This window comes from Paraburkholderia sp. J8-2 (assembly GCF_905220195.1).
Classification (GTDB): domain Bacteria; phylum Pseudomonadota; class Gammaproteobacteria; order Burkholderiales; family Burkholderiaceae; genus Paraburkholderia.
Window position 1 is genome coordinate 165,589 of record NZ_CAJMZA010000007.1, and the last position, 25,183, is coordinate 190,771.

At 64.1% G+C, this 25,183-nt stretch carries 16 protein-coding genes; 10 read left to right on the forward strand and 6 right to left on the reverse strand.

Translation table 11 applies throughout. The features are described 5' to 3' along the window. Window positions 1-223 precede the first annotated feature (223 nt). The 3 genes from U5A52_RS18275 to U5A52_RS18285 all read left to right on the forward strand — a co-directional run bounded on the left by U5A52_RS18275 (window position 224) and on the right by U5A52_RS18285 (window position 4,114). On the forward strand, window positions 224-1,216 hold the full coding sequence (locus U5A52_RS18275) for a nitronate monooxygenase (RefSeq protein WP_321910633.1): 993 nt from the start codon (window positions 224-226) through the stop codon (window positions 1,214-1,216). Between the two features lie 37 nt (window positions 1,217-1,253). Next, window positions 1,254-2,543, forward strand: coding sequence for an MFS transporter (locus U5A52_RS18280; RefSeq protein ID WP_321935704.1), 1,290 nt, complete (start codon window positions 1,254-1,256; stop codon window positions 2,541-2,543). Between the two features lie 146 nt (window positions 2,544-2,689). Further along, entirely contained in the window at window positions 2,690-4,114 is a 1,425-nt protein-coding gene (locus U5A52_RS18285; RefSeq protein ID WP_321935706.1) for an aldehyde dehydrogenase family protein, read from the forward strand. 92 nt (window positions 4,115-4,206) lie between these two features. On the opposite strand, the gene U5A52_RS18290 is transcribed toward U5A52_RS18285, so the two are convergent. Together U5A52_RS18290 and U5A52_RS18295 are read right to left on the reverse strand one after the other, a co-directional pair. Beyond that, a complete protein-coding gene (locus U5A52_RS18290) occupies window positions 4,207-4,566 on the reverse strand; it encodes a BON domain-containing protein (protein WP_321935707.1) in 360 nt (119 codons plus the stop codon). 74 nt (window positions 4,567-4,640) lie between these two features. Further along, window positions 4,641-5,762, reverse strand: coding sequence for a porin (locus tag U5A52_RS18295; RefSeq protein WP_321935709.1), 1,122 nt, complete (start codon window positions 5,760-5,762; stop codon window positions 4,641-4,643). A gap of 554 nt (window positions 5,763-6,316) precedes the next feature. Between U5A52_RS18295 and U5A52_RS18300 the strand changes: the two genes are divergently transcribed. The 7 genes from U5A52_RS18300 to tssA all read left to right on the forward strand — a co-directional run bounded on the left by U5A52_RS18300 (window position 6,317) and on the right by tssA (window position 18,270). Beyond that, window positions 6,317-9,142, forward strand: a complete 2,826-nt coding sequence (locus U5A52_RS18300; RefSeq protein ID WP_321935711.1) for a LuxR C-terminal-related transcriptional regulator — start codon at window positions 6,317-6,319, stop codon at window positions 9,140-9,142. Between the two features lie 273 nt (window positions 9,143-9,415). Continuing rightward, entirely contained in the window at window positions 9,416-11,122 is a 1,707-nt protein-coding gene (locus U5A52_RS18305) for a GMC family oxidoreductase (protein ID WP_321935712.1), read from the forward strand. Further along, entirely contained in the window at window positions 11,122-11,607 is a 486-nt protein-coding gene (locus U5A52_RS18310) for a PaaI family thioesterase (protein ID WP_321910625.1), read from the forward strand. The genes U5A52_RS18305 and U5A52_RS18310 overlap by 1 nt, the downstream gene beginning before the upstream one ends. Window positions 11,608-11,800: 193 nt before the next feature. Next, entirely contained in the window at window positions 11,801-13,750 is a 1,950-nt protein-coding gene (locus U5A52_RS18315; protein WP_321935713.1) for an alkyl/aryl-sulfatase, read from the forward strand. 323 nt (window positions 13,751-14,073) lie between these two features. Further along, window positions 14,074-15,078, forward strand: coding sequence for an AraC family transcriptional regulator (locus tag U5A52_RS18320; protein ID WP_321935714.1), 1,005 nt, complete (start codon window positions 14,074-14,076; stop codon window positions 15,076-15,078). A 97-nt stretch (window positions 15,079-15,175) separates the two neighbouring features. Continuing rightward, window positions 15,176-16,540 carry an MFS transporter gene (locus tag U5A52_RS18325; RefSeq protein ID WP_321935715.1) on the forward strand — a complete coding sequence of 455 codons (1,365 nt, stop codon included), beginning with the start codon at window positions 15,176-15,178 and terminating at the stop codon, window positions 16,538-16,540. Window positions 16,541-16,683: 143 nt separating this feature from the next. Next, complete coding sequence (tssA, locus tag U5A52_RS18330) at window positions 16,684-18,270, forward strand: type VI secretion system protein TssA (protein WP_321935716.1); 1,587 nt, start codon at window positions 16,684-16,686, stop codon at window positions 18,268-18,270. Window positions 18,271-18,289: 19 nt separating this feature from the next. Here tssA and U5A52_RS18335 read toward each other — a convergent pair whose 3' ends face one another. From U5A52_RS18335 to U5A52_RS18350, 4 genes are read right to left on the reverse strand one after another with little or no spacing between them, the layout of a single operon-like run. Then, window positions 18,290-22,162, reverse strand: coding sequence for a type VI secretion protein IcmF/TssM N-terminal domain-containing protein (locus U5A52_RS18335; protein ID WP_321935717.1), 3,873 nt, complete (start codon window positions 22,160-22,162; stop codon window positions 18,290-18,292). Continuing rightward, the gene (locus U5A52_RS18340; protein ID WP_321935718.1) at window positions 22,159-22,857 is read right to left on the reverse strand and encodes a DotU family type IV/VI secretion system protein; all 699 of its coding nucleotides are present in this window, start codon (window positions 22,855-22,857) and stop codon (window positions 22,159-22,161) included. The genes U5A52_RS18335 and U5A52_RS18340 overlap by 4 nt, the downstream gene beginning before the upstream one ends. Before the next feature lies 1 nt (window position 22,858). Then, window positions 22,859-24,247 carry a type VI secretion system baseplate subunit TssK gene (tssK, locus tag U5A52_RS18345; protein ID WP_321935719.1) on the reverse strand — a complete coding sequence of 463 codons (1,389 nt, stop codon included), beginning with the start codon at window positions 24,245-24,247 and terminating at the stop codon, window positions 22,859-22,861. 17 nt (window positions 24,248-24,264) lie between these two features. Next, a complete protein-coding gene (locus tag U5A52_RS18350) occupies window positions 24,265-25,041 on the reverse strand; it encodes a type VI secretion lipoprotein TssJ (RefSeq protein ID WP_321935720.1) in 777 nt (258 codons plus the stop codon). Window positions 25,042-25,183 lie beyond the last annotated feature (142 nt).

Below are 25,183 nucleotides of genomic sequence, written 5' to 3' on the forward strand. Positions count from 1 at the left end.
GATGAGCCCATTATTGGCGTGCGTCCCGCCGCGCTCCCCACCCGCGAATGGGGGCCCTCCATTGCGAACGCCACGCAGCACGAAACGTGGTGCGCGGCTTGCACGCCGGCCCACCGCAGGCGGGTGGGAACCGCGCAGCCGCTCGCTGCTACGCTCATTGCAGTGGAGGGGCGCGCACTCGACGTGTCTCATCAGTCCGATTACGAAATGAGGGAGACAGACGGTGAAAACCAGAATATCGGAACGGCTCGGCATCCAATATCCGATCGTCCAGGGCGGCATGCAGTGGGTAGGCCGCGCCGAGCTTGCTGCGGCGGTCTCGAATGCCGGCGCCCTCGGCATGGTCACTGCACGCACCCAGCCTTCTCCCGATGCATTGCGTCACGAGATCGACCGGACCCGCGCACTCACCGGCAAGCCATTCGGCGTGAACCTCACGCTCTCGTTCTCAGCCAAAGACGTAACGTACGACGACTGGATTCGCGCGATCATCGACAGCGGCGTCAAAATCGTCGAGACCGCGGGCAATAATCCACGCGCACTGATCGAAGCATTCAAGGAACATGGGATCACGATCATCCACAAGTGCACGTCCATTCGACATGCCCTTTCCGCGGAGCGCTATGGCGCCGATATCGTTTCGATCGACGGGTTCGAGGCAGCCGGCCACCCAGGCGAGGACGACGTGCCGGGACTGGTCCTGCTGCCGCTTGCGGCCGACCGGCTGAAGGCCCCCATCCTCGCGTCTGGCGGCATTTGCGATGGCCGCGGCATCGCGGCCGCGCTGACTCTGGGCGCAGACGGCGTGAATATCGGCACGCGCTTCATGATGACGAAGGAGTCGCCGATCCACGAAAACGTGAAGCAGGCGCTACTGGCGGCAAACGAACGCGACACCATCCTCATCAAGAGAACGTTGAAGCATACGGGCCGTTTCTACCGGAACGCCGTGGCTCAGGAGATCGTCGCGATGGAGCATCGCCCCGGCGGCGCCACCTACGAAGATCTCCAGCACCTGCTGGCCGGCAGCCGGGGACGCGCGGCCATGGGTTCCGGCGATGTTCACGGCGGCCTGATTTGCGCCAGCCAGGCGATCGCCTTGATTGACGATATTCCGTCCTGCGAGGACCTGGTGTCGCGCATGGTCAGGGAGTGCCGCACCGTACTCGGGGCAGCACACAAGGCGGCGGACATCTTGTCGGATAGCTACGCCTGATCGCAGTCGCGCCGCTAACCTGATACCGGGACTTTCCATGACCGAATCCCCCAGCTATGAGCCGCGCTCAGCCTGGACCATGACGCTTTTGCTGACTGCCCTCGCGCTGATCAATTTTCTCGACAAGATCGTGCTCGGCATGATCGCCGTGCCGCTGGTCGCCGATCTGCATCTGTCGCCGCAGCAGTTCGGCGTGATTGCCGGCAGCTTCTTCTGGCTGTTCTCGGCCTCGACGATTGGTGTCGGCTTTCTCGCCAATCGCGTACGCACCCGCTGGCTGCTGCTCGCCATGGGCATCAGTTGGGCCGTGATGCAGATTCCGCAGGCGCTCACGACCAGCGCTTCGGCCTTGCTCGCGTGCCGCGTGATCCTTGGCGCCGCCGAAGGCCCGTCCTTCCCGACATCGGTCCACGCGCTCTTCAAGTGGTTCCCCGACTCCAAGCGCGGACTGCCGGTGGCCGTCGTCAATCAGGGCGCCGTGCTTGGGCTGCTGGTGGCCGGGCTCGGCATTCCGGCGATCACCCGGATGTGGGGCTGGCGCAGCAATTTCCTGCTGCTCGCGGCAATCGGCGCGGCGTGGAGCGTGCTGTGGCTCTGCTTCGGACGAGAAGGGCCGCTCGACGCACAGCGTCGCGCGGGCCATGCAGCGGCTCAGGGCGAACGCCTTCCGTACCGGCGCATCCTGACCGACCCCTCTGTGCTGTCGATTCTTCTGCTCGGATTTGCGGCTTACTGGTCGCTTGGCCAGGGGATTGCGTGGTTGCCCACCTACCTCGAAAAAGGCCTGGGATTCTCCAGCCTCGCCTCCGGGCGCTGGTTCGCGCTGATCATCGGCACGGCTTCGCCCATCAACATCGGCTTGAGCTGGGTGTCGCAAAAGATGGTGGAACGCGGCATCTCCACGCGCCGCGCGCGGGCTCAACTGATTGCGGGCGCATTTGTTGCGGGCAGCCTGCTTTACGCGGTGTTGTTGCTCGTTGCGCTTTCGCCGGTTCAGAAGGTGATGCTCTACGCGATCGCAGCCGCGTTGCCTACGCTTTGTTTTTCGCTCGCACCGCCCCTGCTCGCCGAAGTCGTGCCCGCAGGGCAGCGCGGCGCACTGGTTGCGATCCAGACCGCCATTTCCAGCCTGGGCGCGGCCATCGCCCCCGTGGTCATAGGCCACCTCGTGCAGACGCGCAGCGGCAGCGCAGCACAGGCTTACGAGCTTGGCTTCGCCCTCGGCGCCGTGCTGCTCGTGGTCGCCGCGCTCGTGTCGTTGCGCTGGCTGCATCCCGATCGTTCGAGGCAAGCCCTCGATCCGGTCGCCGTCGCTGCGGCGGTCTGACTCGGCGGCCGCGCACCGCACGCGCCCCATCTTTGAACGTGTCGATCGCTTGCGGGCGATCGACACGCCTGCACTTCGCGTCCTGTCCTCGCATCCGCGCAAAGGCGGCGCATGCCCTCTTTTCTCAAACCACAAGGAAGTACGCCTTGAATACGCTCAAGCAGTTTTATATCGGCGGCGCATGGGTCGAGCCGCTCGACGGCGCGACGCCGTTGCAACGAGTCGACCCCGTGACGGAGGAACCGGCAGGCTATCTCGCCATGGGCGTGAGCGCCGACGCCGATCGCGCCGTCAGTGCGGCACGAGCGGCGTTCCCCGCCTGGTCCGCCACGAGCCGCGAGACACGCATTGCGTTGCTCGAGCGCATCGCCGGGATTTATCAGGCCCGTCTCGAAGACATGGCACAGGCGGTACGCAAGGAGATCGGCGCGCCCATCACGCTCGCACGCACTCTGCAAGCGCCGCTCGGCCTCGCCCACCTGAACGCGGCCATCGACACGTTGCGCAATTTCGCGTTCAGCACCGACCATGGCAGGAGCGTCGTCGAGCGCGAGCCTATCGGCGTCGCCGCACTGATCACGCCGTGGAACTGGCCGCTGAACCAGATCATGGCCAAGGTCGCGCCCGCCCTCGCCGCGGGCTGCACGGTCGTCCTGAAGCCTTCGGAAATCGCCCCGCTCGACGCGATCATGCTCGCGGAAGTCATGCATGAAGCGGACACGCCGCCCGGTGTCTTCAACATGATCTTCGGCGAAGGGAGCGTCGTTGGTGCACGGCTCGCCTCGCATCCGTCGGTCGACGTCGTGTCGATTACCGGCTCGACGCGCGCCGGCGTCGAAGTCGCGATCAATGCCGCGCCGACGGTCAAGCGCGTGACACAGGAACTTGGCGGCAAGTCGCCGCTCCTGATTCTCGACGACGCCGATCTCAAGACGGCCGTGGCGACGGGTGTCATGCAATGCATGATGAACGCTGGCCAGACCTGCATCGCGCCGACCCGCATGCTGGTGCCGGCGGGCCTCTACGAGCAGGCTGTCGCGATTGCGGCGGGTGTGGCGAACGCGATTGCGGTCGGAAACCCCGACGACCCGGCAACGAAACTCGGGCCGATCTCGAACCGCTCGCAGTACGAAAAAGTCCAGCGCATGATTCAGACCGGCATCGACGAAGGCGCGCGCCTCGTGGCAGGCGGACCCGGCCGCCCGCAGGGCGTCGAACGGGGCTTTTTCGCGAAGCCAACCGTGTTCGCGGATGTGCGCAACGACATGCAGATCGCCCGTGAGGAAATCTTCGGGCCGGTTCTCGCGATCATTCCCTACACGAGCGAAGCGCAGGCTATCGAAATCGCAAACGACACCGAATATGGCCTTGCCGCCTACGTCGCATCGGGCGATCCGGCCCGCGCGCAGCGCGTCGCTGCAAGGCTGCGCGCCGGTACGGTGCTGATCAACGGCGCGTCGTTCGACCTTGCCGCGCCATTCGGCGGCTACAAGCGCTCGGGTAACGGGCGCGAGTTCGGCGCAGCCGGTCTCGCGGAATTCCTCGAGTGCAAGTCGATTACGTCGGCGTGATTCATCAGGATGACTGATCATGAAAAACGGGACCTCGCGGTCCCGTTCGTCATTTCGCCCTTCGCTGCGTCAGCGCATGACGCCTGCCCCGATCAGAATGTCGACAGCGTCAACTCGTTCTTCACCGCTGTCACGCCAGGCACGCTCTGCGCGATGTCAGCGGCCCGCTCGATCTGTGCCTGTTCCGGCACCCATCCTTGTAGTGTGACGGCGCCATTGTTCACCCGCACCGTCACGCCGCTGGCACGGAGTCCCTTTGCCTTGCCGAGCGCAGTCAGCACGCGCTTTCGCAATGCCCTGTCTGCGGCCTTCGCCTTCGCCTGCACCGGCGTAGACGCGCCCGCCGACGCAACGACAGCCGGCGCGGCGCCACTGCTCTGCGCGTGAGCGTGAAGCGACGCGGCGACGATCAACGCACCCACGACGCACCCGCCAATTCGATGGAATTTCATGTAGGTCTCTTCTTGTGGTTGGCTCTGGAATTTCCCCCGCCGCGCAAAGCGGCAGAAGTCCTGACTTGCCGGAATCAGAAACGATGGGTCATGCCGAGCACGACGAGCGTCTGATTCGTGCCTGCAGTCGTCACCGAAATGCCCGGCCAGCTCATCGTCGCCTGGCCATTGTTCTTCAGGTAGCCCGCGCGCATATACAGCGACGTGCGCTTGGAGAGACTGTGGTCCGCGCCGATCTGGACGCCGATCGTGTTGTCGTGCACGCCGCGCACGTCGCGCTCGATTCCGGCAATCTCGATGGTGTCGGCCGCGCTCGCCTGGATCGTCGCGCCAAACTCGATGATGCTGTTCGACCTGGCCGTTCCCAGCAGCGCGGCCAAAGAATGCGCAGCGGGGTCTTTCGGTTTGCTGTACGAATAGTTGAACTGCAGATTCACAATGCCGATGCGGTAGCCGAGCGCGCCGAGGAAGTGCTCGGTACCGACGAGGTTCAGCGCGGCAGGCAGGCCTGGCACGGTCTCCGTGCCCGGATGCTGGAACTGATACCCGATGGCGGCGTAGAGCCCATAGCCCGAATAGGTCGCGGCCAGATCGAGCGTGTTGCCAATGCTCTCAGGCACCGGCTGCGTGACCGTCGCGGCCAGCCCGTACATGCCGTAGAACTGGAATCCTCCGACATTTGGCGACTTGTAGAGCACTGAGTTGCTCGTGCGCCCGGTCGGGGACTGCGTCGAAAGCGTGTTGCGGTCGACCGCCAGCACCGCTGCGGACAGCGGAGAAAGAATCTCGTTGGCGCGGAACGGATCGGTCGGATAGACGGCCCAGAACGTCGGCTGATACTGGCGGCCGAAAGTGAGCGAACCATATTTGTCAGCGGCGAGGCCGACCCACGCCTGCCGGTAGAACAACGCGGTCGAGTCCGCGAAGAAAGTACCGTTGTTGACGTTGAAACCATTCTCGAGATCGAATACGGCCTTCACGCCGTTGCCGAGATCCTCGTTGCCCTTCAGGCCCACCATCGATCCCGTGTTGCCGCCGCTGCGCATCGAATACGAATGCTTGCCGCCGTTGTCGAGGTACTGGTAAAACGTGTCCGCCACGCCATACAGCGTGACGCTCGACTGCGCCGCCGCACTGCCTGCCACCAGGGCCAGCGTAACGCCGCAAATGCCTTTGCCCTTGCTGAAACCTCGCATGCATGTCTCCTCTTTATGTTTGCCGCATCGAATGGAATCGGGTAAAGCGGACGCCTCCGGCGCGCCCCTTTTACGGCGCACCGGCCCCGTCTGACAGCAGTGTTTCAGGGAGCACGCGGCAAAAACCTACCTGATGTGAGGGGGCTGGAATACCCGCGGGACGCGACCGTTGCACGGATCGCCAACCCTGTCGGCGCGGCGCTGGCCCCCCGAGCCAGCCTTTCTGACACGATTTCCTCCGCCCCAGCGCCAAGGGCAGGCCAAGCGCTCGACGCCGCCCCCCCCCAAAAAGCGGTGGTGTTTGCGCACCGCTAGCCGGCCTATTCTCGGAAACGGCGGCGCCGATTATTCGGGCCGGTCACGCAGGCGCTCCGCCGCTCGCAAGGACCGTCCGCAAGGCCCGTCCCGCCGCGTTCGCACGCCCGCCCCGGGACCTCGCACGCGCCCCGCGCCTTCACCCAGGCCGCGCGAAGCCTGGTCTTCAAAGCTGTCCGGATATGCTAGATTTGCTTTCTCAGAATGACCCGCGCCGCGACGACCGGCGCCCCTCGCGCATGCCTGAGAGTCCACCTGGCGCCTGGTCTGCCGCAAACGACGCGCCGCTCAAATCCGTCATCGACACGAAGCTCGTGCCGCCGCGTATCGTGCGCGGTGTCGTCACGCGCGAGTCGATGCTCAAAAGGCTGACCGAAGCGCGCCGTCAGCGCTGCTTCGTGCTTCAGGGGCCCGCCGGCTACGGCAAGACGACCACGCTCGCCGCCTGGTGCCGCTCGCTCATGCCGCTCGGCTACGACGTGGCATGGCTGTCTCTCGCGCCGGAGGACGACAGCCTGCCTGTCTGGCTGCGCTATGTGACGAAGAGCATCGCTGCTGTCTCGCCCACGATGACGCTCGAAGCGGAAGAACTCGAAGAAACGGGCGACAGCGAAGCCGCGGCGGAACGTGCCGTCATCGCGCTCGTGCGCGGTATCGCGCGGCATAAACGCGAACTCGTGCTCGTGCTCGACGATCTTCACTACGTGAAGGACCGCGCGATACACACTGCATTGCAGTGGTTGCTGGAATACGCGCCGGACAACCTGCATCTCGTCCTGGCCTCCCGCTCGTCCGTGCCCGTTTCGCTCGACCGCCTGCGTGTCGAAGCCCAGGTCGTCGAATTCGGCCCCGCCGATCTGCGATTTTCAGAAGAAGAGTCCGTGCTCTTTCTCAACCGGCAACTCGGCTCGATTGACGACGCGAGCGCGCGGCACCTGCACGAACTGACCGACGGCTGGGCCGCGGGGCTCCAGTTGTTTTCCGTCGCGTGGAAGCGTCGGCGCCGCGGTGCACCGAAGCCCGGCGCCACGAGCAAGTTCTTCCACAACCAGTTGCGCGACACGCGCGCATTCGCCCAGTACTTCGACGAGGAAGTGCTCGACCGTCTCGCCCCCCAGGATCTGGGTCTTCTGATTCGCGCCAGCGCCAGCAACCGCTTTTGTGCCTCGCTGTGCGCCGCGTTGCTCCACGAAACGAATGCGGGCGCAAACGTCAACGAAACCCTCGAGCGCCTGGAAGCCGACAACCTGTTCGTATCGACGGTCGATCGCAGCGAATGGGAAACGTGGTACGCGCTGCACCCACTGCTGCGCGACTCGCTGACCGAGCGCTTCAACGGCTGGGACGAAGCCGCGCGGCACGAAGTCCACGCGAAGGCGTCCCAGTGGTTCCACGAGCACGGCCACCTCGACGAAGCGATTCGCCACGCGCTGAGCGCCGGCGAGCCAGCGCGTGCCGCAGCCATGCTCGAGCAATGCGCGCAGACTTTGTTCCTCTGCGGCGACCGCGCGAAATTGATGCGCCTGATGCGCGAATTGCCAGCCGAGTACGTGCAGGCCAGTCTGCCGCTGCGCACGTGGATGGCGCACGTGCAGATCTACTGGCGGGAATTCGACGCGTGCGCCGCCACGCTCGACGCGCTGGACGCCGCGCTGCCGCCCGGCAATGCGCGGGCGCGATTCTCGGCGACCGTGCTGCGCGCCGGGCTCGAAATACATCGCGACGACGTGCACGCAGTGCAGGCGCTCGAAGCAGCGCTCAAGGCGATGCCGGAGTCCGCTGAAAAGGTCATCGCAACGATGGCGCGGCACGTGTTCACGTGGCTCTATTTGCAACGCGGCGAATATCAACGCGCCCGCGATGTGCAGTTCGATACACCCGTGGCAACGGTCGAAGGTGCGCCGCTCATAGGCAGCATCGCCGGCTCACTGTTCGGACGCTGTTTCGTAGGCCTGACCTATGCATACGAAGGCGACTTCGCGCAGGCCGAACCCATCTACCGCTCCGTGCTGCGCGACGCGGAACTCAGGGGGAAAGCCTGTTACGAGTCGGCAAACCTCGCTGCCGCGCTGCTTGGCGAAATACTCGTCGAACGCAACGAATATCGAGCCGCGCGCGACCTGCTCGAACAGCGCGTGGATATGCTCGAACGCGTTTCGCTTCCCGATGCCGTGCTGCGCGTCATGATGACGCTCGCCGCCGCGCACTGGGGCAGCGGCCACCGGCTCGACGCGCTTGGCTATCTGGAACGGCTCGAAGAATACGCCACCCAACTCGGACTCGATCGTCTGATCGCGCACAGCCTGGCGGCTCAGGCCAGCTGCCGGCTCGCAATTGGCGAATCCAACGCGGCACTGGCGGCGCTCGAACGCCTCGGCGCGCTCGAGGCGGCACACCATGGCAACGCACATCCTGCGTTCAGCGAAATTCATTTCGTCGCGCAAAACGCGAAGATTCAACGGTGCCTCACGACGGGCGACCTCGAACACGCCACACAGCAGCTCGCCCCGCTAATCGACTATTGCAGAACGCACGGCCGCCAGCGCGAACTGGTCAGCCTGTTGATGCAGCGCGCCGTCACGCTCGCCAGGCTGGGAAGGCACCCCGCCGCGCGTGTCGACACGCTGGACGCGCTGCAACGCGGCCACCGTCTGGGGCTCTACCGCACGCTGATCGAAGCGGCGCCCGACGCGCTGGCCCTGATCGTCGCCGTGAATCAGGAAAGCGCGGACGATCCCGTCGTGGCGTTCTATGTCGAGCGGCTGGAAGCGCGAGCCGCGCAAGGCGCGACGCGCGAGCAACCCGTGCCCAACGCAAGCGCGCAGTCGTCGGGCATCGCGAAGCTGAGCCAGCGCGAGACGGATGTCGTGCGCCTGCTCGCAGAAGGCTTCACGGCCAAGAAGATCGCTCGCACGCTCGGCCTCTCGCCCGAAACGGTGAAGTGGCACCTCGCGAACATCTACGGCAAGCTCGGCGTTTGCGGGCGGGACGAGGCGCTCGACCGCATTCGCGATATCCAGTGGGGTTCCGGGCCCGGTCTCGTGCGCGCGAAGCCGCAAGAGTGACCCGGCGAAGCTGACACCCCGACTTGCGCGCTGCCGGTGATACGGCTCCGGCTACGGCGTCCTCCGAAAGCGCAAACCCATCCGGCCGCCGCGTGGCCGACAACGCCTCCCTCCCGCAACAACCACTCGCACCCGCACGCGCGTCAAAGCCCCCTGTTTTTCGGGTGGGCCCAGCGCACGCAGGGCGATGGTCTACTTGTTCATCGCCGTATCGGGCGCAACGGCGCCTCACTCAGTCGTGCGTTGCGGCACGCTCAACGTTGCGGAAGCTTAATGGACACTAGTTACGACTACATCGTGATCGGCGGCGGCTCGGCTGGCTGCGCGATCGCTGGCCGCCTCGCACAAGGCTCGACGCACACGGTTGCACTGCTGGAAGCCGGTACGCACGACCATCATCCGAAAGTCACCACGCCGCTCGGCTTCGCGTTGACGGCGCCGAAGCGCGGGCCATTCAATTACGGCTTCCGCACACCGCCGCAGCCGCATTTCGACGGCCGCCAGGTGCGCGTGCCGCGCGGCCGGGGCCTCGGCGGCAGTTCGTCGATCAATGCCATGGTGTATGTCCGCGGCAATGCCGCCGACTACGACTCGTGGGCCGCGCAAGGCTGCAGCGGATGGGCGTGGCAAGACGTGCTGCCCTACTTCAAGCGTGCCGAATGCAACGAGCGCCTAGCCGGCCATAGCGATGACGAGCTGCATGGCGGCGCGGGCCCGCTGTCGGTGGTCGACCTGCGCTCGCCGGGGCCATTCTCGCGCTACTTCATCGAAGCGGCGCTCGCGGCTGGGCACCCCTACAACTCCGATTTCAACGGCGCGACGCAACTGGGCGTTGGCTATTACCAGGTCACGCAGCGCGACGGCGAACGCTGGAACGCGGCGCGCGCGTATCTTCATCGCGGCGAAACCAGCAACACCGCAACCGGAAACAGCCGCTGGCCAAACCTGAACGTGCTGATCGATACGCAGGTCATGCGTGTTCTGGTCGAGGACGGTCGCGCGACGGGTGTCATCATCTTGCGCGACGGTCAGGAAGTCCGGCTCACGGCACGCCGCGAAGTGGTGCTGAGCGCGGGATCGATCGGCACACCTCAACTGCTGATGGCCTCCGGCATCGGGCCTGCGGCGCATCTTCGGGAACTCGGCATCGATGTGGTTCGCGACGCGCCTGCCGTCGGGCAGAATCTCCAGGAACACGCCGACGTGCTGCTCGTGCAACGCAACGTGCCGAGCCGCGATCTGCTCGGTGTTTCGCTTCGCGGCGGCCTGCGTATGTGGCAGGAGTTCAGGCGTTACCGTCGAGAACGATCAGGCATGCTAACGAGCAATGTCGCCGAAGCGGGTGGCTTCTTCAAGAGTCGTCCCGACTTGGCGGAGCCCGATCTGCAGGTCCACTTTGCCAACGCAGCCATCACCGTGCCGATGAAATTCGGCCATGGCTACTCCGCACACGTCTGCCTGCTGCGCCCTCATAGCCGCGGCCAGGTGACGCTGCGCTCGGGCGACTGCCGCGAGGCGCCGGTGATCGACCTGAACATGCTCACCGACGAGCGCGACATGGATACGCTCGTGCGCGGCGTGCGTCTGCTCAAAGAGATTCTCGATCAGCCCGCGCTGCGGCGCTTTGGCGGCGATCCGGTCGACGCCTGGCTGCATGCAAACGACAGCGGCGACGAGGCAATCCGCGCGCTGATCCGTTCGCGCGCCGAGACCGCATTCCATCCCGTCGGCACGTGCCGGATGGGCAACGATCCGGAATCCGTGGTCGATACGCAGTTGCGCGTGCGCGGCGTGGCGGGTTTGCGTGTCGTCGACGCGTCGATCATGCCGACGCTCGTGAGCGGCAACACGAACGCGCCCACCATCATGATCGCGGAGAAAGCCGCCGATCTGATGCTCGGCAAAGCGCCGCCAGTCGCCGCGAACGTCGGCGCACTCGCGCAAGCCGCGCTAACCCTCCCCGATCCGGAGCATTTTTGATGACCACGCTGCTTACGTCGGGCTCGCTCGCAACGCCCGCGCGCGCCGACACATTGTCCTGTTCCGTACCGGAGGGCTTCGAACCGCTGCGCGTGTCGACGGGCTTTATTCCCTCCTGCGGCGGATTTTTTCTGCACCGCGAGCGGCCGGTTCTGGCGGTGCGGGTGCAGCCTGAACACCTCAACGTGCTCGGCATCGCCCACGGCGGATTCCTCGCGACGTTCGCCGACACGGCGTTCGGCGCCATTATTCGCCGCGAGACAAACTGCATGGCGACGCCGACTGTTCACCTCGGCGTCGACTACATCGCTGCGGTACGGCCCGGCACCTGGCTCGAAGCGCACGTTACCCTGGTGAAGGCAGGCAGACGGCTCACGAACGCCACATGTGTCGCGACCGCCAATGGCCGCACCATCTTGCACGCGAACGGCGTCTTCTATATGGGCGCGCCGCATCAGGCGGCGCTGGCTTCTACAGACGCCTGATACCACCGCGCGAAAAGCACAGACACACAGGAGACGGGTCGCCCATGCCGCACTACCTGGCGCGTTTGCGACAGCGAGCGCTCTGTGCCCCCTGGCATGCCTAACTGGCAGCGCACCGTCAACTCATTCAACCCGGCGGAAGGCGCGCCGCGACCGCTCGCTGCCTCCTCGCTCCATGCCACGCGATACCGACATGCAAACCCTCTCCAACGCCCCGCAATCCGACTGCGCGCCCGATACGCTCCCACACGGCGCGGCAACTGCAGCCACCCTTCTCGCCCACCAGAAAGCGCTTGCTGAATTGCCGCACGAAGATGGCCTCGATGAAGCAGAAGCCACACGCGGCTTCATCGGGACGATACCCGACGCCGAAGTGCGTGACGCCTATGGCCGCCTCGTCTGGAGTCTTGCCGACTACGGCTTTCTCGACGCGACGGATGCGCCGTCGACAGCGCATCCGTCGCTTTGGCGGCAAGCGAGACTGAACCGGTATCACGGCCTGTTCGAAGTGACCTCGCGCATCTACCAGGTGCGCGGCTTCGATCTTGCGAACATGACGATCATCGAAGGCGACACGGGCCTGATCATTATCGACCCGCTCACCTGCAAGGAAACCGCGCACGCCGCGCTCGACCTCTACCTCGCACACCGTCCCGCAAAGCCCGTCGTCGCCGTCATTTACAGTCACAGTCATACGGACCACTTCGGCGGCGTGAAGGGCGTCGTCGACGAGGCGGATGTGAAGGCCGGCAAGGTGGCCATCATCGCGCCAGATGGCTTCATGGAAGAGACCGTCTCCGAACAGATCATGGTCGGCACGGCGATGGCGCGACGCGCCCAGTTCCAGTTCGGCCATACGCTCGCGAGAAGCGCCTGCTGCCAGATCGATTCGGGCCTCGGCAAGAACATCCCGCGGGGGACACTCACGCTCATCGCACCGACGATGTTGATCCGCGAGCAAAGCGAGACACATGTGGTCGACGGCGTGGAGATCGTTTTTCAGCTGACGCCGGAGAGCGAAGCGCCCGCGGAGATGCACTTCTTCTTTCCGCAGTTTCGCGCGCTGAATCTCGCGGAAAACGGCACACGCACGCTGCACAATCTCTGCCCGCTTCGCGGCGCACAGGTGCGCAATGCAAAGCTCTGGTCGCACTATCTGGCCCAGGCGCTCGAACGCTATGCTCCGCAGGCCGACGTCGTGTTCGCCCAGCACCACTGGCCGACCTGGGGCAACGCACGCTTGAGCGCGTTCATCGAGCAGCAGCGCGACCTGTACAAGTACCTGCACGATCAGACGGTGCGCCTGATGAATCATGGCTTCACCGCGTCTGAAATCGCGGAGCATATGCGCTTGCCCGACAGCCTCGCCGCGCAGTGGCACGCGCATGGCTATTACGGCACCGTCTCGCACAACGTCAAGGCGATTTACCAGCACTACCTGAGCTGGTATGACGGCAATCCGAGCAACCTCAATTCGCTGCCGCCCGAAATGGCCAGTGCGCGTTACGTCGAATACATGGGCGGCGCCGATGCGATGCTGGAACGGGCGCGCCGCGACTTCGAGCGCGGAGAGTATCGCTGGGTGGCGCAGGTCATGAATCATCTCGTGTTCGCGCAGCCAACGTTACGCGAAGCGCGGGAGCTTGGCGCGGCAGCGCTCGAACAAATGGGCTTTCAGGCGGAATCCGCGACATGGCGCAACGCCTTTCTGCTCGGCGCGCGCGAATTGCGTGAAGGGAACCCGCGCGACAAGGCCTATGGTTCGCGAAGCGCCGACATGGTTCGCGCGATGACCGACGAGATGTTCTTCGACTATCTGGCGATTCGTCTGGACGGGTTGAAGGTGCAGACGATGCATGCCCGCATCGACTGGCATTTCACGGACACGGGCCGGCGCTATACGCTGAACGTTCAGCACGGAGCACTGACCTGTTCAGGCGCGACCTCGACCGATGCGCGCCAGGTGCAGGCTCAAGTGTCGATGTCGCGGCAAACGCTCGACCGCATCCTGCTGGGAGAGACCAATTTCGCCGAAGCGATCGGGCAAGGCCAACTGACGATCAACGGCGACGCCAGCGTGTTTCATTCGCTTCTTGGATCGCTGGACACGTTTAGCGGGCAGTTCAATGTTGTCGAGCCTTGATTCGCTTTCGTGCGAGTTCTGGCCGATATGGGGCGCTGCGGAGTTCAGGAATTAACTCCGCGGTTTGACAATCAATTTTTGTCGCATTGAAGTGCACAGCGCGCCCTGATCTTCGCTCGAAGCCGTCCAAGGCAATTCAGATGCCGCCGTCAGGTTGCCGTCCATCCGTGTCTTCCGAAAGGAGGCGCCGGGTGCATCCCGGTACGAGCCACCGGGACATGCGCTGTCGCCGCAAGGCGGTCTGGTATGATTAGTTAACAATTCCCATCGGTGATTATGGGGACCAAGCGATTGGAATTGTAATAATAGATTCGTAAACTACATTGACCAACAACGTGCCGCCGGAATTGCCTTCGAGTGGTATTGCACATAGCCATTTCGATGTCATGTCGCTCCCTCCCAGCCGCCAATTGCTTGCCTGGCGGGAAAGGGTCAGCCACGTCATCGACGTTCTCCCCTCCCGATCAGACGTCAAGACGCCATTTCGCGCATCCATTGACCGATACGGCGTCGGCGACGACCTTTCATTCACCGACTGCCGCTCCGAGACGATGATTCTCGAGCGCTCACTGGCGCGTATCTCGACCGACAACAAGCGAGATTTCATGTTCCATGTTTTTCTGGAAGGAGACGTGGACAACGTGACGGCACGCCCATCTGCGCGCACTGGAGCGGCCACTCGAGCAACGTTCCTCGCGCTTGACCTGGGCCAACCGGTGCGAATGCGCAGAAATACCTGTCATGTGCTCTCGTTTTTCGTGCCGGGCACGCTCACGGCGAAGATCTTTCCCGATCCCGAGGCTGTCCACGGACGGATGATGCGCAATGAAACGCCCTTCACCCAACTGGTCGTCGACCACGCAGCCGCGCTAAGCAGGGAAATCCCGTTCATGGACCCGAGCGCAGCGAGAAGTGCCATTCTTGCTGGCGCCGAACTTCTGGTCACCGCCTTTGGCAAAGACGCTGGATTAACCGGAAACGCGAGATCGGCAGTGCGGGCGGCGATGTTTGGTCGTGTGCGCAGGTACATTCAGGCGAATCTTCGCAGCGACGCACTGTCCCCCGAAAGCGTGGTGCAAGCATTGCAGCTTGCACGACCGAGCGTGTACCGACTGTTCCAGCACGAGGGTGGACTGAACGCTTATATCCGGCACCTTCGACTGAAGCAGGCGGCAGAGGAACTCGCCCGCTGCCAGCATCTTTCGGTGACGGAAATCGCTTTTGGACTCGGCTTTACCAGTTCCTCCGACTTCACGCGCGCTTTTCGACGCGCTTTTGACATGGCTCCGCGCGATTTTCGGGAGGCTTCCCTGAACAATGCGGCTTGAGCATGCCGATCAAGTCGAGCGCCAGTTCCACCTGCTGCTTCCCCGCTTTCAAGTACGCGAAACACAACGATAGCCCTCGTCGGAGAACCCGTTCCCGGTGTGGCTCGCAAATCATGCTTCGACGCCCGAAAAGCCGAAATCAGTTGATTCCCTTTCCAGAATGACCAGCCATTTGCCCTCACCAGCCCTCGCCTCTCGTCGCCTTGTGAGAGTCGTCATCGCGACATCCTTTGTCAGTTGCCTCGAAATCTTCAATTTCACTGCCTTTGGGCTCTTCGCGGGCTGGATCGGCGGTCAAATCTTTCCATCAACGAATTCGATGTCCTCCCTGTTGATGGCAGTCGGCACATTCGGAGTCGGCTTTTTGTTTCGTCCCCTCGGCTCGATCGTCATCGGCGCCTACGCCGACCGTTCAGGCCGCCGGGCCGCCATGACCTTGACCATCTGGCTAATGGCGGCAGGCACGGCGGCGATTGCAGCTTGCCCGACTTATTCACAAGTCGGCATCGTGGCACCCGTCATCATGCTGTTGAGCCGTCTGGTTCAAGGGCTCGCCGCTGGGGGTGAAGTCGGCAGCGCGGCGTCTTATGTCATGGAAGCGAGCCCGTTCGGGCGGCGCAATTATCTGGTGAGCTGGCAACTGGTCGGCCAGGCGAGCTCGGCAATCCTGGGGGCGTCGCTAGGCGTCGTGATGTCCAGCAGCCTGTCTGCCGCGAATCTGGCCGCGTGGGGTTGGCGCGTCCCTTTCCTGATTGGCCTGCTAATCGTTCCGTTCGGCTTTTACGTCCGGCGGCGGCTACCCGACGACATGGTTGGTCGGGCATCGCCGAATCGCAAGCTGGTTCCTCTCGCGGAACTCTCCAGGAGCCATGGAAAGACACTCGCTTTGGCAACGCTCATGATCGCTGGCCGCACGATACCGGCTTACGCGATTGCCTTTTATATGCCGAGTTACCTGACACATGTGATGCATTGGCCAGCTATCGCCGGGTTTCTTGCCTCGGTCGTTTTTGGTCTCGTGTTTATGCTATTCGCCCCGCTTACCGGTCTGCTGGCTGACAGACTTCAGAATCGCAAACCCTTATTGCTGTTTGCAGCTGGCGCGACCACCCTTCTCATTTTCCCTGTATTCCATATCATCACCCATGCACATGACTTAACCACGGTGCTGGCCGGCGTGGCGCTAATCAGCGTGTTTGTCGCACCGTTGAGCAGCGTGGGCAGTGTGTTGGTCCTGGAATCCTTTCCAGTCCAGGTGCGTGCCAGCGGCTTTTCAATTTCATACGCATTCGGGGTGGCACTGTTCGGAGGCACAGTTCAACTGATCATCACTTCATTGATCAAGTGGACCGGTAATCCCATGGCGGCCGCCTGGTATGCCGCGCCTGCATGCCTTGTTAGTTTTATTGCACTCTTGTTCTTCCCCGAGCGAGACCGGGAAATGGCCATGAAAACCCATTGATGACGTTTGAGTGTTGGGCTGTCACGCGTCCCATCGGCGCATTGCGCGCTCTAGCTGGGAAAATCCCGCCATAGTGGCGGCAAAGGTGAACGGCTCTGGCGTAAGCCGCCCTGTGCCCCCGAACAATAACGATATCTGACCCAATGTCCAGTCTTTCCAGCCTCGGCAAACTGCCTGTCACTCCCGCGCAACCGTGCGGCAGTGATGTCCGCGACGAACCCGAGTTCGAGTTGCTGCAGAACGAAATCGGCAAACTCTCGAATCCCTCCGCAACGAGCAGCGTCGACTGGAACCGCGTGAGCGACCTGTCCACGACGCTGCTGGCGAACAAGGGCAAAGACGTGCTCGTCGCGTCCTATCTGGCGACCAGCCTGCTCAAGACCCAAGGCCTGACGGGTTTCGCGGACGGCGTGCAGGTGGTGGCCGACCTGCTGCAGACCTACTGGGACGAACTGTATCCGCCGTTGCAACGCATGCGTGCGAGGCGCAACGCCATGCAATGGCTGATCGACCGGGTGAAGGCCGACGGTGCGGAACGCGACTGGTCGAGCTGGCCGCCGCAGAATCCCGCCCTGCTCGATGACGTGCGCACTGCGCTCGCGAGTATCGACCGCGTGCTAGCCGAAAAGGACGACGACGCGCCGTCGATGCAGCCGCTGCGCGCACTCGTGGACACCATGCAGGTTGCCGTGGAAGAGCCTGTGGCGCCGCAACCGATCGTCGCCGCTGCGCCGCCACCGGCACCCGAGCCTGAGTACAAGCCTGCCCCCACGCCTTTGGCCGCACCAGCGGCCGCGCCTGCGCCCGCGTTGCAGGCCGAAGCGCTCACGCCACTCGCCGTCGATTCAATCGACAGTGCAAGCCGTGCGATCGACGAAGCACTCGATCGCCTTGCGACTATCGGCTCATGGTACGCGCAGAACCAACCTTCTAGCGCACCTGGCTTCCGGCTACGGCGCGTCGCCGCGTGGACGGGCATCGAGCGTGCGCCGGCCGCCAACGGTTCGGAGACTCAGCTTGCCGGCCCGATTGCACCATTGCAGGATGCGCTGCGTGGGCTGCTGTCGCGCGCGGCATATGCAGACATCGTTGCATTTGCCGAGACACAGATTCTGCAATACCCATTCTGGCTCGATCTGAACCACGCGGCGGCAATGGCACTCGCGCAACTCGGTGACGCCTGGCATAGCGCGCACCGCGAAGTTTGCAATGAGACCGCGAAGTTCGTCGCCCGCATGGAAGGCATCGAGCGTCTGAAATTTGCCAACGGGGTGCCATTCGCCAATGCCGACACTGTGGAGTGGCTGGGCACGCTCACATCGTCGGCAGGACAAACGCAGACGGCCACCGCGCCGGACCCGCTCGCCGCAGTGCTTGCGCGCGCGCGTGCGCTCGCCGCTGACAACGATCTGCACGCCGCCTCGCAATGCCTGCAAGACGGGATTGCCCAGAGCACGGCAGTCGGCACTCGCCTGCGGCTACGTACGGCGTTGTGCGACCTGCTGCTGGAGAACCGCCCGGGCGCGCGGCTTGATGCGTTCGCTCGCGCGCTCGTGGAGGAAATCGATCGCTACGGCGCGGCGGCGTGGGAACCGGAGCTCACCGCCGACGCACTGCGCGCCGCCTATGCGATCCTCAGCCGCAACGAGCAGAACGAAGCGGAGACGGCGGCCCTGCTCGCGCGCATCGCACCGCTGAATGCCGCCATCGCGGTGCGCCTGATTACCTGACCAGCCGGGCTCGACCGGCTCAGAAGCCGGTCGTCAGCTGGGGCGCCTGGGCGCTCCAGCAAGCACCGATCGTCTTCGGCAACCCCAACTCCGCCAGACTCACCGGATTGCCAGCCACCGTCGGCAGGTTCGCCGGAAGCGGCGGATTCGTCGCGGCGAGCTGATCCGCGATATTGAGTTGCTGACGCTGCAGCAGCGCGTCTTGAATCTGCTGCTTTTGCTGCGCCGTGGTCTTCAGCAGAGCCTCGTAGCGCTCGATCTTCTGGGCGGCGTCGCTCACCTGGTCCCCACCCGTCACTGCAAAGCTCACCCTCAGCGACTGCACGTTGAGCGTCTTGAGCGCGCTTTCACTCGCCGGAAAATCGCCAGGCCCGAACTGATGCTGGCCGTTCGCGAATTCTTGCAGGAATTGCGCGACGCCAAGCGGCCCCGCATAGCTGCGGGTCAAGGTCAGGTTGCCGATCTTGATCTGCAGGCGTGTGTCGCCGCACTGCCCAGCCGTCCACGCGAAGCTCGTGCTGACCGGGAAATTGAAGTTATTCAGTGTCTGTTGGCCCGACGCACATTGCACGGTAAGGATCGTCGCGTACGGCTTCGCCTGCGCGTCGGCATTGACGTTCGTCGGCTGCGCGGTGAGCGTGAGCGGCACCGTCAGCGCACGCGCCGCGTCAGCCTGTTGTTTCGCTGTCGCAAGTGCCCGGTCGAGCTGGTCGAGTGACGCCTGCGCGTCCAGTTGGGCGCGCTGCGCCTGAAGTTGCTGCGTCTGTTTGTCCGCAGCGCTGCGCGCGGCCGACCGCTGCTGCGCGGCCTGGCGTGCGTACGCGCCGTTGAGCGTCGAGACGAATGCCGTCGTGAACGGCACACTGAGCCCTTGCGTCTGCACGACGTCATAGCGGCTCGCGTTGCGCGTGAGGAACGGCTTGGCCGGCCCCTCGGCAAATGCCCAGACCGCACCTTTCGCACCGAACAGCTGATCGTTCGCCGCGCTCTCGTCAGTGGCGCCCTGCAACGGAAACACGACGCTCGACTCCCAGCTGTGCTGCAGTTCGCACGATGCCTGCCGCTCGATATAAGCCGCGAGGAAATCGAACGGCCCGCGGATCAGTCGCCAGGTCAGCGCGTCAGAGCCATCGCCATCACCAGCGCCCGCGAGCGAGTGAAGCTGCGTAAACGATTGCAAGACACTGATCATCTCCGACGGCTGTGCTTGCGCACTGACGGCGAACTGATGGAAATCGGCCGCAAGCTGGTAGTCCTTGCCGCTGCCCACGCCGCTGTCGATGGCGAGCTTGTTCAGGTTTGCGAAGTAGTTGGCCAGCGCATCGACTGCACCGAGATTGTTGGCCACCGCCTGGCTGCCGCGCATGGGAGCACCGGCGAGCACGTCCTTGATCGCCGAACCGCCGACCGCGTTGATGGCGCCAGCCACCCTGACCATGTGGTTGGCCGCGCCGACGCGCGTCGCCTGCTCGCGCAGTTGCTGGAATTGCCGTGCGAGAGCCAGCCAGCCGGGAAGCGGCGCAGAAACGTCCTCACCGGCAAATTCCTCGTCGAGTCGCGCGATGAGGCGGAAATACGGACTCACGGGCCCGCTCACCATGCCGAGCGCGGCGCGCCAGTCGGCCTCACCCATGTAGCCCCCAGGATTGTCCGAAAACGCTTCGACGAAGTTCCGCCACGCGATCACGCGCTGCGTGCGATACCAGCCGTCGAACGCCGCGCGCTGTCTGTCGAATTGCGCCGGGTCGCTAATGGCCGCGCGAATCTGCGCCGCAAGTTCGTCAATCTGTTTGCGGCCCGCGAGGGTAAAGGCCGCGGGCACCGCGGCTTCGGGCACGCTTGCGCTGCTCGTACCGCCAGCGCCAATTACGCCGCCCGTTACCGTGTGCTGGCCAGGACCGTACAGCGCGTTCACGGGCTGGGCGTCGCCCCCCCAGAACTCCGCCGCGCGCACTGGCGCCAGCTCGCCCCCGTCCGGCACGAGCCCGACGAGCCAGGTCAGCTGAGGGTCGGCCGCGACTGCCTGATTCAGAAGTGCGCGCCGCTGCTTCAGGCGCTCGCGCAGATAGCCGGCATCCTTCGGCGACCAGGCGAGGTAGGACAGCCTGAGCGAATCGAGTTCCTCGTTGAGCTGCGCAGGATAGAGCGAACTGCCGCCAGGCTGCGGCATCGCTTCGAGCGTGGCCCGATCCGCACCATCGATACGCGCTTGCAGCAGGGCGACCGAGCGGGCAAGGCTCAAGATCTGCTGCGCCTGCTCCGCCGATTGCATGGCTTGCCCCGCTTGCCCCGCCAAACCGGATAGCGCCGCCAGCGTCGCCTCCTGCGTCTGGTCCATGGCGGACTGAATCCCCTGCTGATACTGCTGCACGAACACGGCATGCAGACGCGCTTGAACGGCGGCGACTCCCGCGCCGTTGCCGAGCAGCCCCGAGAGCCAGCGCTGGTCATTCTGTTCGGCCTGCGTCAAGACGTTGGCAGAATACGTTAGCGCGGCTGCGTCGTGAAACAGGGTTCCATTGAGGGCGACTTTGTCGGGCCGCGCGCTTCGGAGCAGATCGAGCGTCTGTTTGTTACCCGCGTAGGAAACCGAGATCAGAATACCGAACGTCGCAAGCAGCAGCGTCCACGCGATCACGCCCACGCGCTGCGTGACGCGCCGCCACTGGTGCACGAGCACGGTCGGCTTGGCGGCGTGACGATCCTGCGGCAGGATGCGGCCGAAAAAATCGTGCAGAAAGACGCCTGCCGTGCTGGCCTCGTGCGATGGCGACGGTGGCAGGGCCGCCCCCAACAGCGCCGACATTGCGCCGCCCTCCTGTCGCCCGCTGCTGAAGAAGATGCCGCGCAACAGCGGCCTCTCGAGATAAGGGCTGTCGGCGAGACAGGTGCCGAGAAACATCGTCAGACCGCTGCGCAATTGCTCCAGTTCGCTCGGAAACATCAGCAATTCGGGTGACGGCTTCGCCTCGCGCGACACCAAAGCCAGGCGCAGCGCCTGCAAACGCGCACCGATGGAGTCGAACGCGCGAGTGACGAACGCGGTTTCGCCGGTCTCGCTCTCCGTCGCGAGATAGCCCATCGCCTGACTGAGCGCGTCGGCGGGCAGAGACTTCGCCCATTCCTCGAAGCCATAAAGGCGATCGCATTTGGTGACGAGCACGTAGACCGGAAAGCGCTTGCCGAACATGCGGATCAGCTGCTCGATGCGTGCGCGCACGATGCGCCCTTCATCGGCGAAGGTATCGGCATTCGGAGGGTTCAACCGGTCCGCGCTGATCGCGAGCACGAGCCCGTCGAGCCCTTCACGCGGCCGGTAGCGCCCCAGCAGATTGAGGCCGACCTCCCATTCGCGCCGGTCCTGCTCGATGTCCTCCGCCTGCACGTAGCGACCGGCGCAATCGATCACTACGGCACGGTCGAAATACCACCAGTCACAGTTGGCTGTCTGGCCAATGCTGGCTTGCTGGCTGACCTTCTGGATCGGCGACGCAAGACGGGCACGCGTGAGGGCCGTGGTTTTGCCCGTGCCAGACTGACCGATCACCATGAACCACGGCAGCGCGTACAGCGGGTCGCCCTGGCCGCGCAGACTGGATTGCCGCAACGTGGCGACGGCAGCTTTCCATTTGCGCCGCAGCAGCGTTTCCGGGGAAGCAGCGGCCGCCTCGCTGTTGAGAGCCGCCGCCTGGGCCGCGAGACGGCTGCGCGAGCGCATCATCACGATCATGCGGCGAACGTAGGTCACCAGAAAGTACAGTGCGAATACGCCGACGAATATCGCAAGCGCGACCCACAGCGGCCAGCCGAAATAGAGGACGACGCCCCAGCTGGCGAGCGCCAGCAGGATCAGCGTCAACAACCACAGCAATGCGATGCCCAGCAGTTTCATAGATGGATCTGCGCAAGAAGCGTATCGGCGGACTGCGCGACGACGGTGTGATACACGCCGTACAGCAACGCCAGCAGGAAAAGCGGAAGGAGGTACGCGGTCAGCTTGCGGCCCGAGAAGCGCGAAAAACGTGCGGCGAGACGCGTGCGCGCAGTTTGCGCGTGCGCCGCCCCCTCAACGCCAGCGAGCGGATAGCCGTCGGGAAACAGAAACGCGCGCGCGGACGCACTGAGCAGATCGGCGTCCGGCAGCAGCATCGCAAGATTGGTGCGGCGAATGTCGGTGAGCGTCTTCTGGTTGCGGTCGTAGGCGTAACGGCCGCCAAAACCCAGTGCGAGAGACAGATAGAACACCTCGCGCACCGGCAACTGCGCAGGGGTGAGCTTGGCGAGTCGCTCGTAGAACACGACGCCGGCATTGCTCACGTCCGAGTAGCGACGCTGCAGCAGATGACGCTGCCATTGCGCGGCGCCGTCCCACTGCGTGGTGAGCAATAGCTCGTCGGCCCACGCGTTGAAGGCGAACAGCGCCTCGTCGATGTCGGCTTCCTGAAAACCGGCGTCGTGCGCGCCGCGCCGCGCCGACGCGATCGCGCCGTCGAGCTGCACGGTCAGGCTTTCGGCATCGCACGAGGGCGACAGCGCGAATGCACGCATCTGCGCGAAAAGGGGGATGAAGATGTCTGCAAGTTTCACGCTATCTCCGCAGCACGACAATTTCGGCACGCAGATCTTGCGGCGCATCGGGCCACTGCAGCGCGATGTTCTCGTCGCGTTCGACGGCATCCCACAGCTCGCTCACCTGCTCGATCCGGAAGTAGTTCGACGACGCGCGACGCGGCATGCCTTGAGGCGCGTTCGGCAGATGGATGAGTTCGAGCCCCGGCAACGCATGCGCGACGAGGCGCGTGACGTCGGCGGCATTGGCGAGGCGCGCATCGTGCAGCGCGCCATCGACAACCTGGGCTGCCAGTTGCTCCGTGCGCAGCACGAGATAGAAGCGGTTGCGCCGGTCGAAGAACGAGCGCGGCAGATCGCCCGCGAACATGCCATCGCGGTAGTCGAGCACCGTGAGATGCTCGGGTCCGGTTGCGATCTCCGCGAGCAAAAAGCCGATCAACACCTGCGCGCGCGAGAAGCAGGTGTAGAGATCGGTGTGATCGTAAGACGGCAGACCGGGCGTGCCGTCCTGCGCCTCGCCGAGCATGTCGAAGCGCTCGGAAAACGCGCTGAGTTCGCCCACCAGGCGGCGCAATTCGCCGTACAGGTGCCACGGATGGACTGTTGCCGTCTGCGCAAGATGCACGAGGCTCGGGGCGGCGCGAGAGAGCGTACGCATGGCGAGCAGCAGCATCATGTAGCCTGGATCGAACTCGGCCTTCTGCAGCTCGCGCGGATTTTTCAGCTCCTGCAACTGGTGCGCGCGCCCGACCACGTCATCGCGAATCTCGCGAACGATGCGCAGCAGCGTATCGGACCCGGACAATGCATGGCACGGCGGAACAAAGCGGTCCGATAGCGTCACGGTATCGCCCATTCGCGCAAGCTGCGCGATCGGAATGAGATCGTACTGGCCGAGATTGGCGGTCTCGCCTTCGAAGAAAATCTTGAGCACGTGCAGGAGCGTATGCACCGGCGCGGCGGGACCGTTCGAGTGCAGATCGGGCACCTCGGGCGGGTGCTGGAGACTCGCATAGCGCGTCTGCACGGCGGCAGCGGCGTCGAGCGATTCGCACAACGTGACGTTGTTGCCCTCGGCAGCGAGTTTGCGTACACCGAGATAGACGGTCAGCGTGCGCCCTTCGCCGATCGAGCTTGCGTCGAACGAGCGCGGCGCAAGCACCCCATTACCGGGAAATTCGACATACGTGTGATCCGGAAAGATCAGCCGCGCCGATCGCACTTCGATGGTCTGGCGTGCAATCGCGCCCGCCGCGATGTCGAGCGCGCCCACGCCCCAAAAGTGCGGCAAGCCGGTCTCGAAGACAGGCTTGTTACGGGACTGTTCGTGCAGCGCCGCCAGCTGGAAGTGCTGGGGCTGCATGAACATGCCCTGGTGCCAATAGATACCCTTGTTATGGTCCATGTGATGGGATCGATATGCTAGTTAGCGAGCTTGCGAAAGGACGTGTCCTGCGCACTCGCGGCGCCCAGAATGCCTGTCGTGGCGCCTGTTGCATCCGGATTAGCCGGAGCGGCGCCACTCAAACGAATTTGCTTGCCGCCGCCTTCGAGCGGCTGCGCGTGCTGAAACGCTGCGGGGTCTGGCCCGTCGGACTGGACTTCGGCGTTCAGGATGCCCTGCGTGCCCAGGTTGAGCCGCACGACGAGCGGTCCGGGCAACTGGCTGTGCGTACGGAAAATGAAACCTGAAGTTTTGGTGACAACTGGCACGTCGAATTGCCGAGCCGCATTGGCCACGCCGAACTGCGCATAACCCGCGGCCACGCCGATCGCGCGTGTGTTCTGCGCTCGATCGAGAATGAGCCAGGAGTGCTGACCTGGTGAGACCACGTAGCGCGAAAACTGGCTGAAGGCCTGTGGCACCTTGCCGGATGCCATCGTATCCGCCAGCGAACTGGGCTCGGCGGTGAGATTGCGGAAGGCTTGTGCATCGCCTGATTCGTAGATCCCGAGCAGCAGCGTGTGCGACTGGCCGTCGTACTGGTTGAGCGCCGGATCGGCACTTATCTCCAGAATGATCGAGTCGGCGGCATAGCTCCAGTTCACGTCGGCGAGCGGATCTTTCGGCGGCGTGCTTCCACATGCGGCGAGCGCGAGCACACCCGCGATGCTGGCCAACCCGGCTAGCGGCCGCGCAACCCGCGTGCAAGCTCCAAGGCGCTTTGCGGCCTTGCTCTTCTTTACAGACTCGGCCATTGTCAGTGCCTCATTTTTTTGCAGTGGAGCGTTGCCCGCCGCCACGAATTTTGCAGATATTCTGGTGTACTGAAGCAGTGAAGAAAGACCAATATGCGGCATTATTCAAAACTGAATCGAAAGCGATCTGGGGAACGCCGCG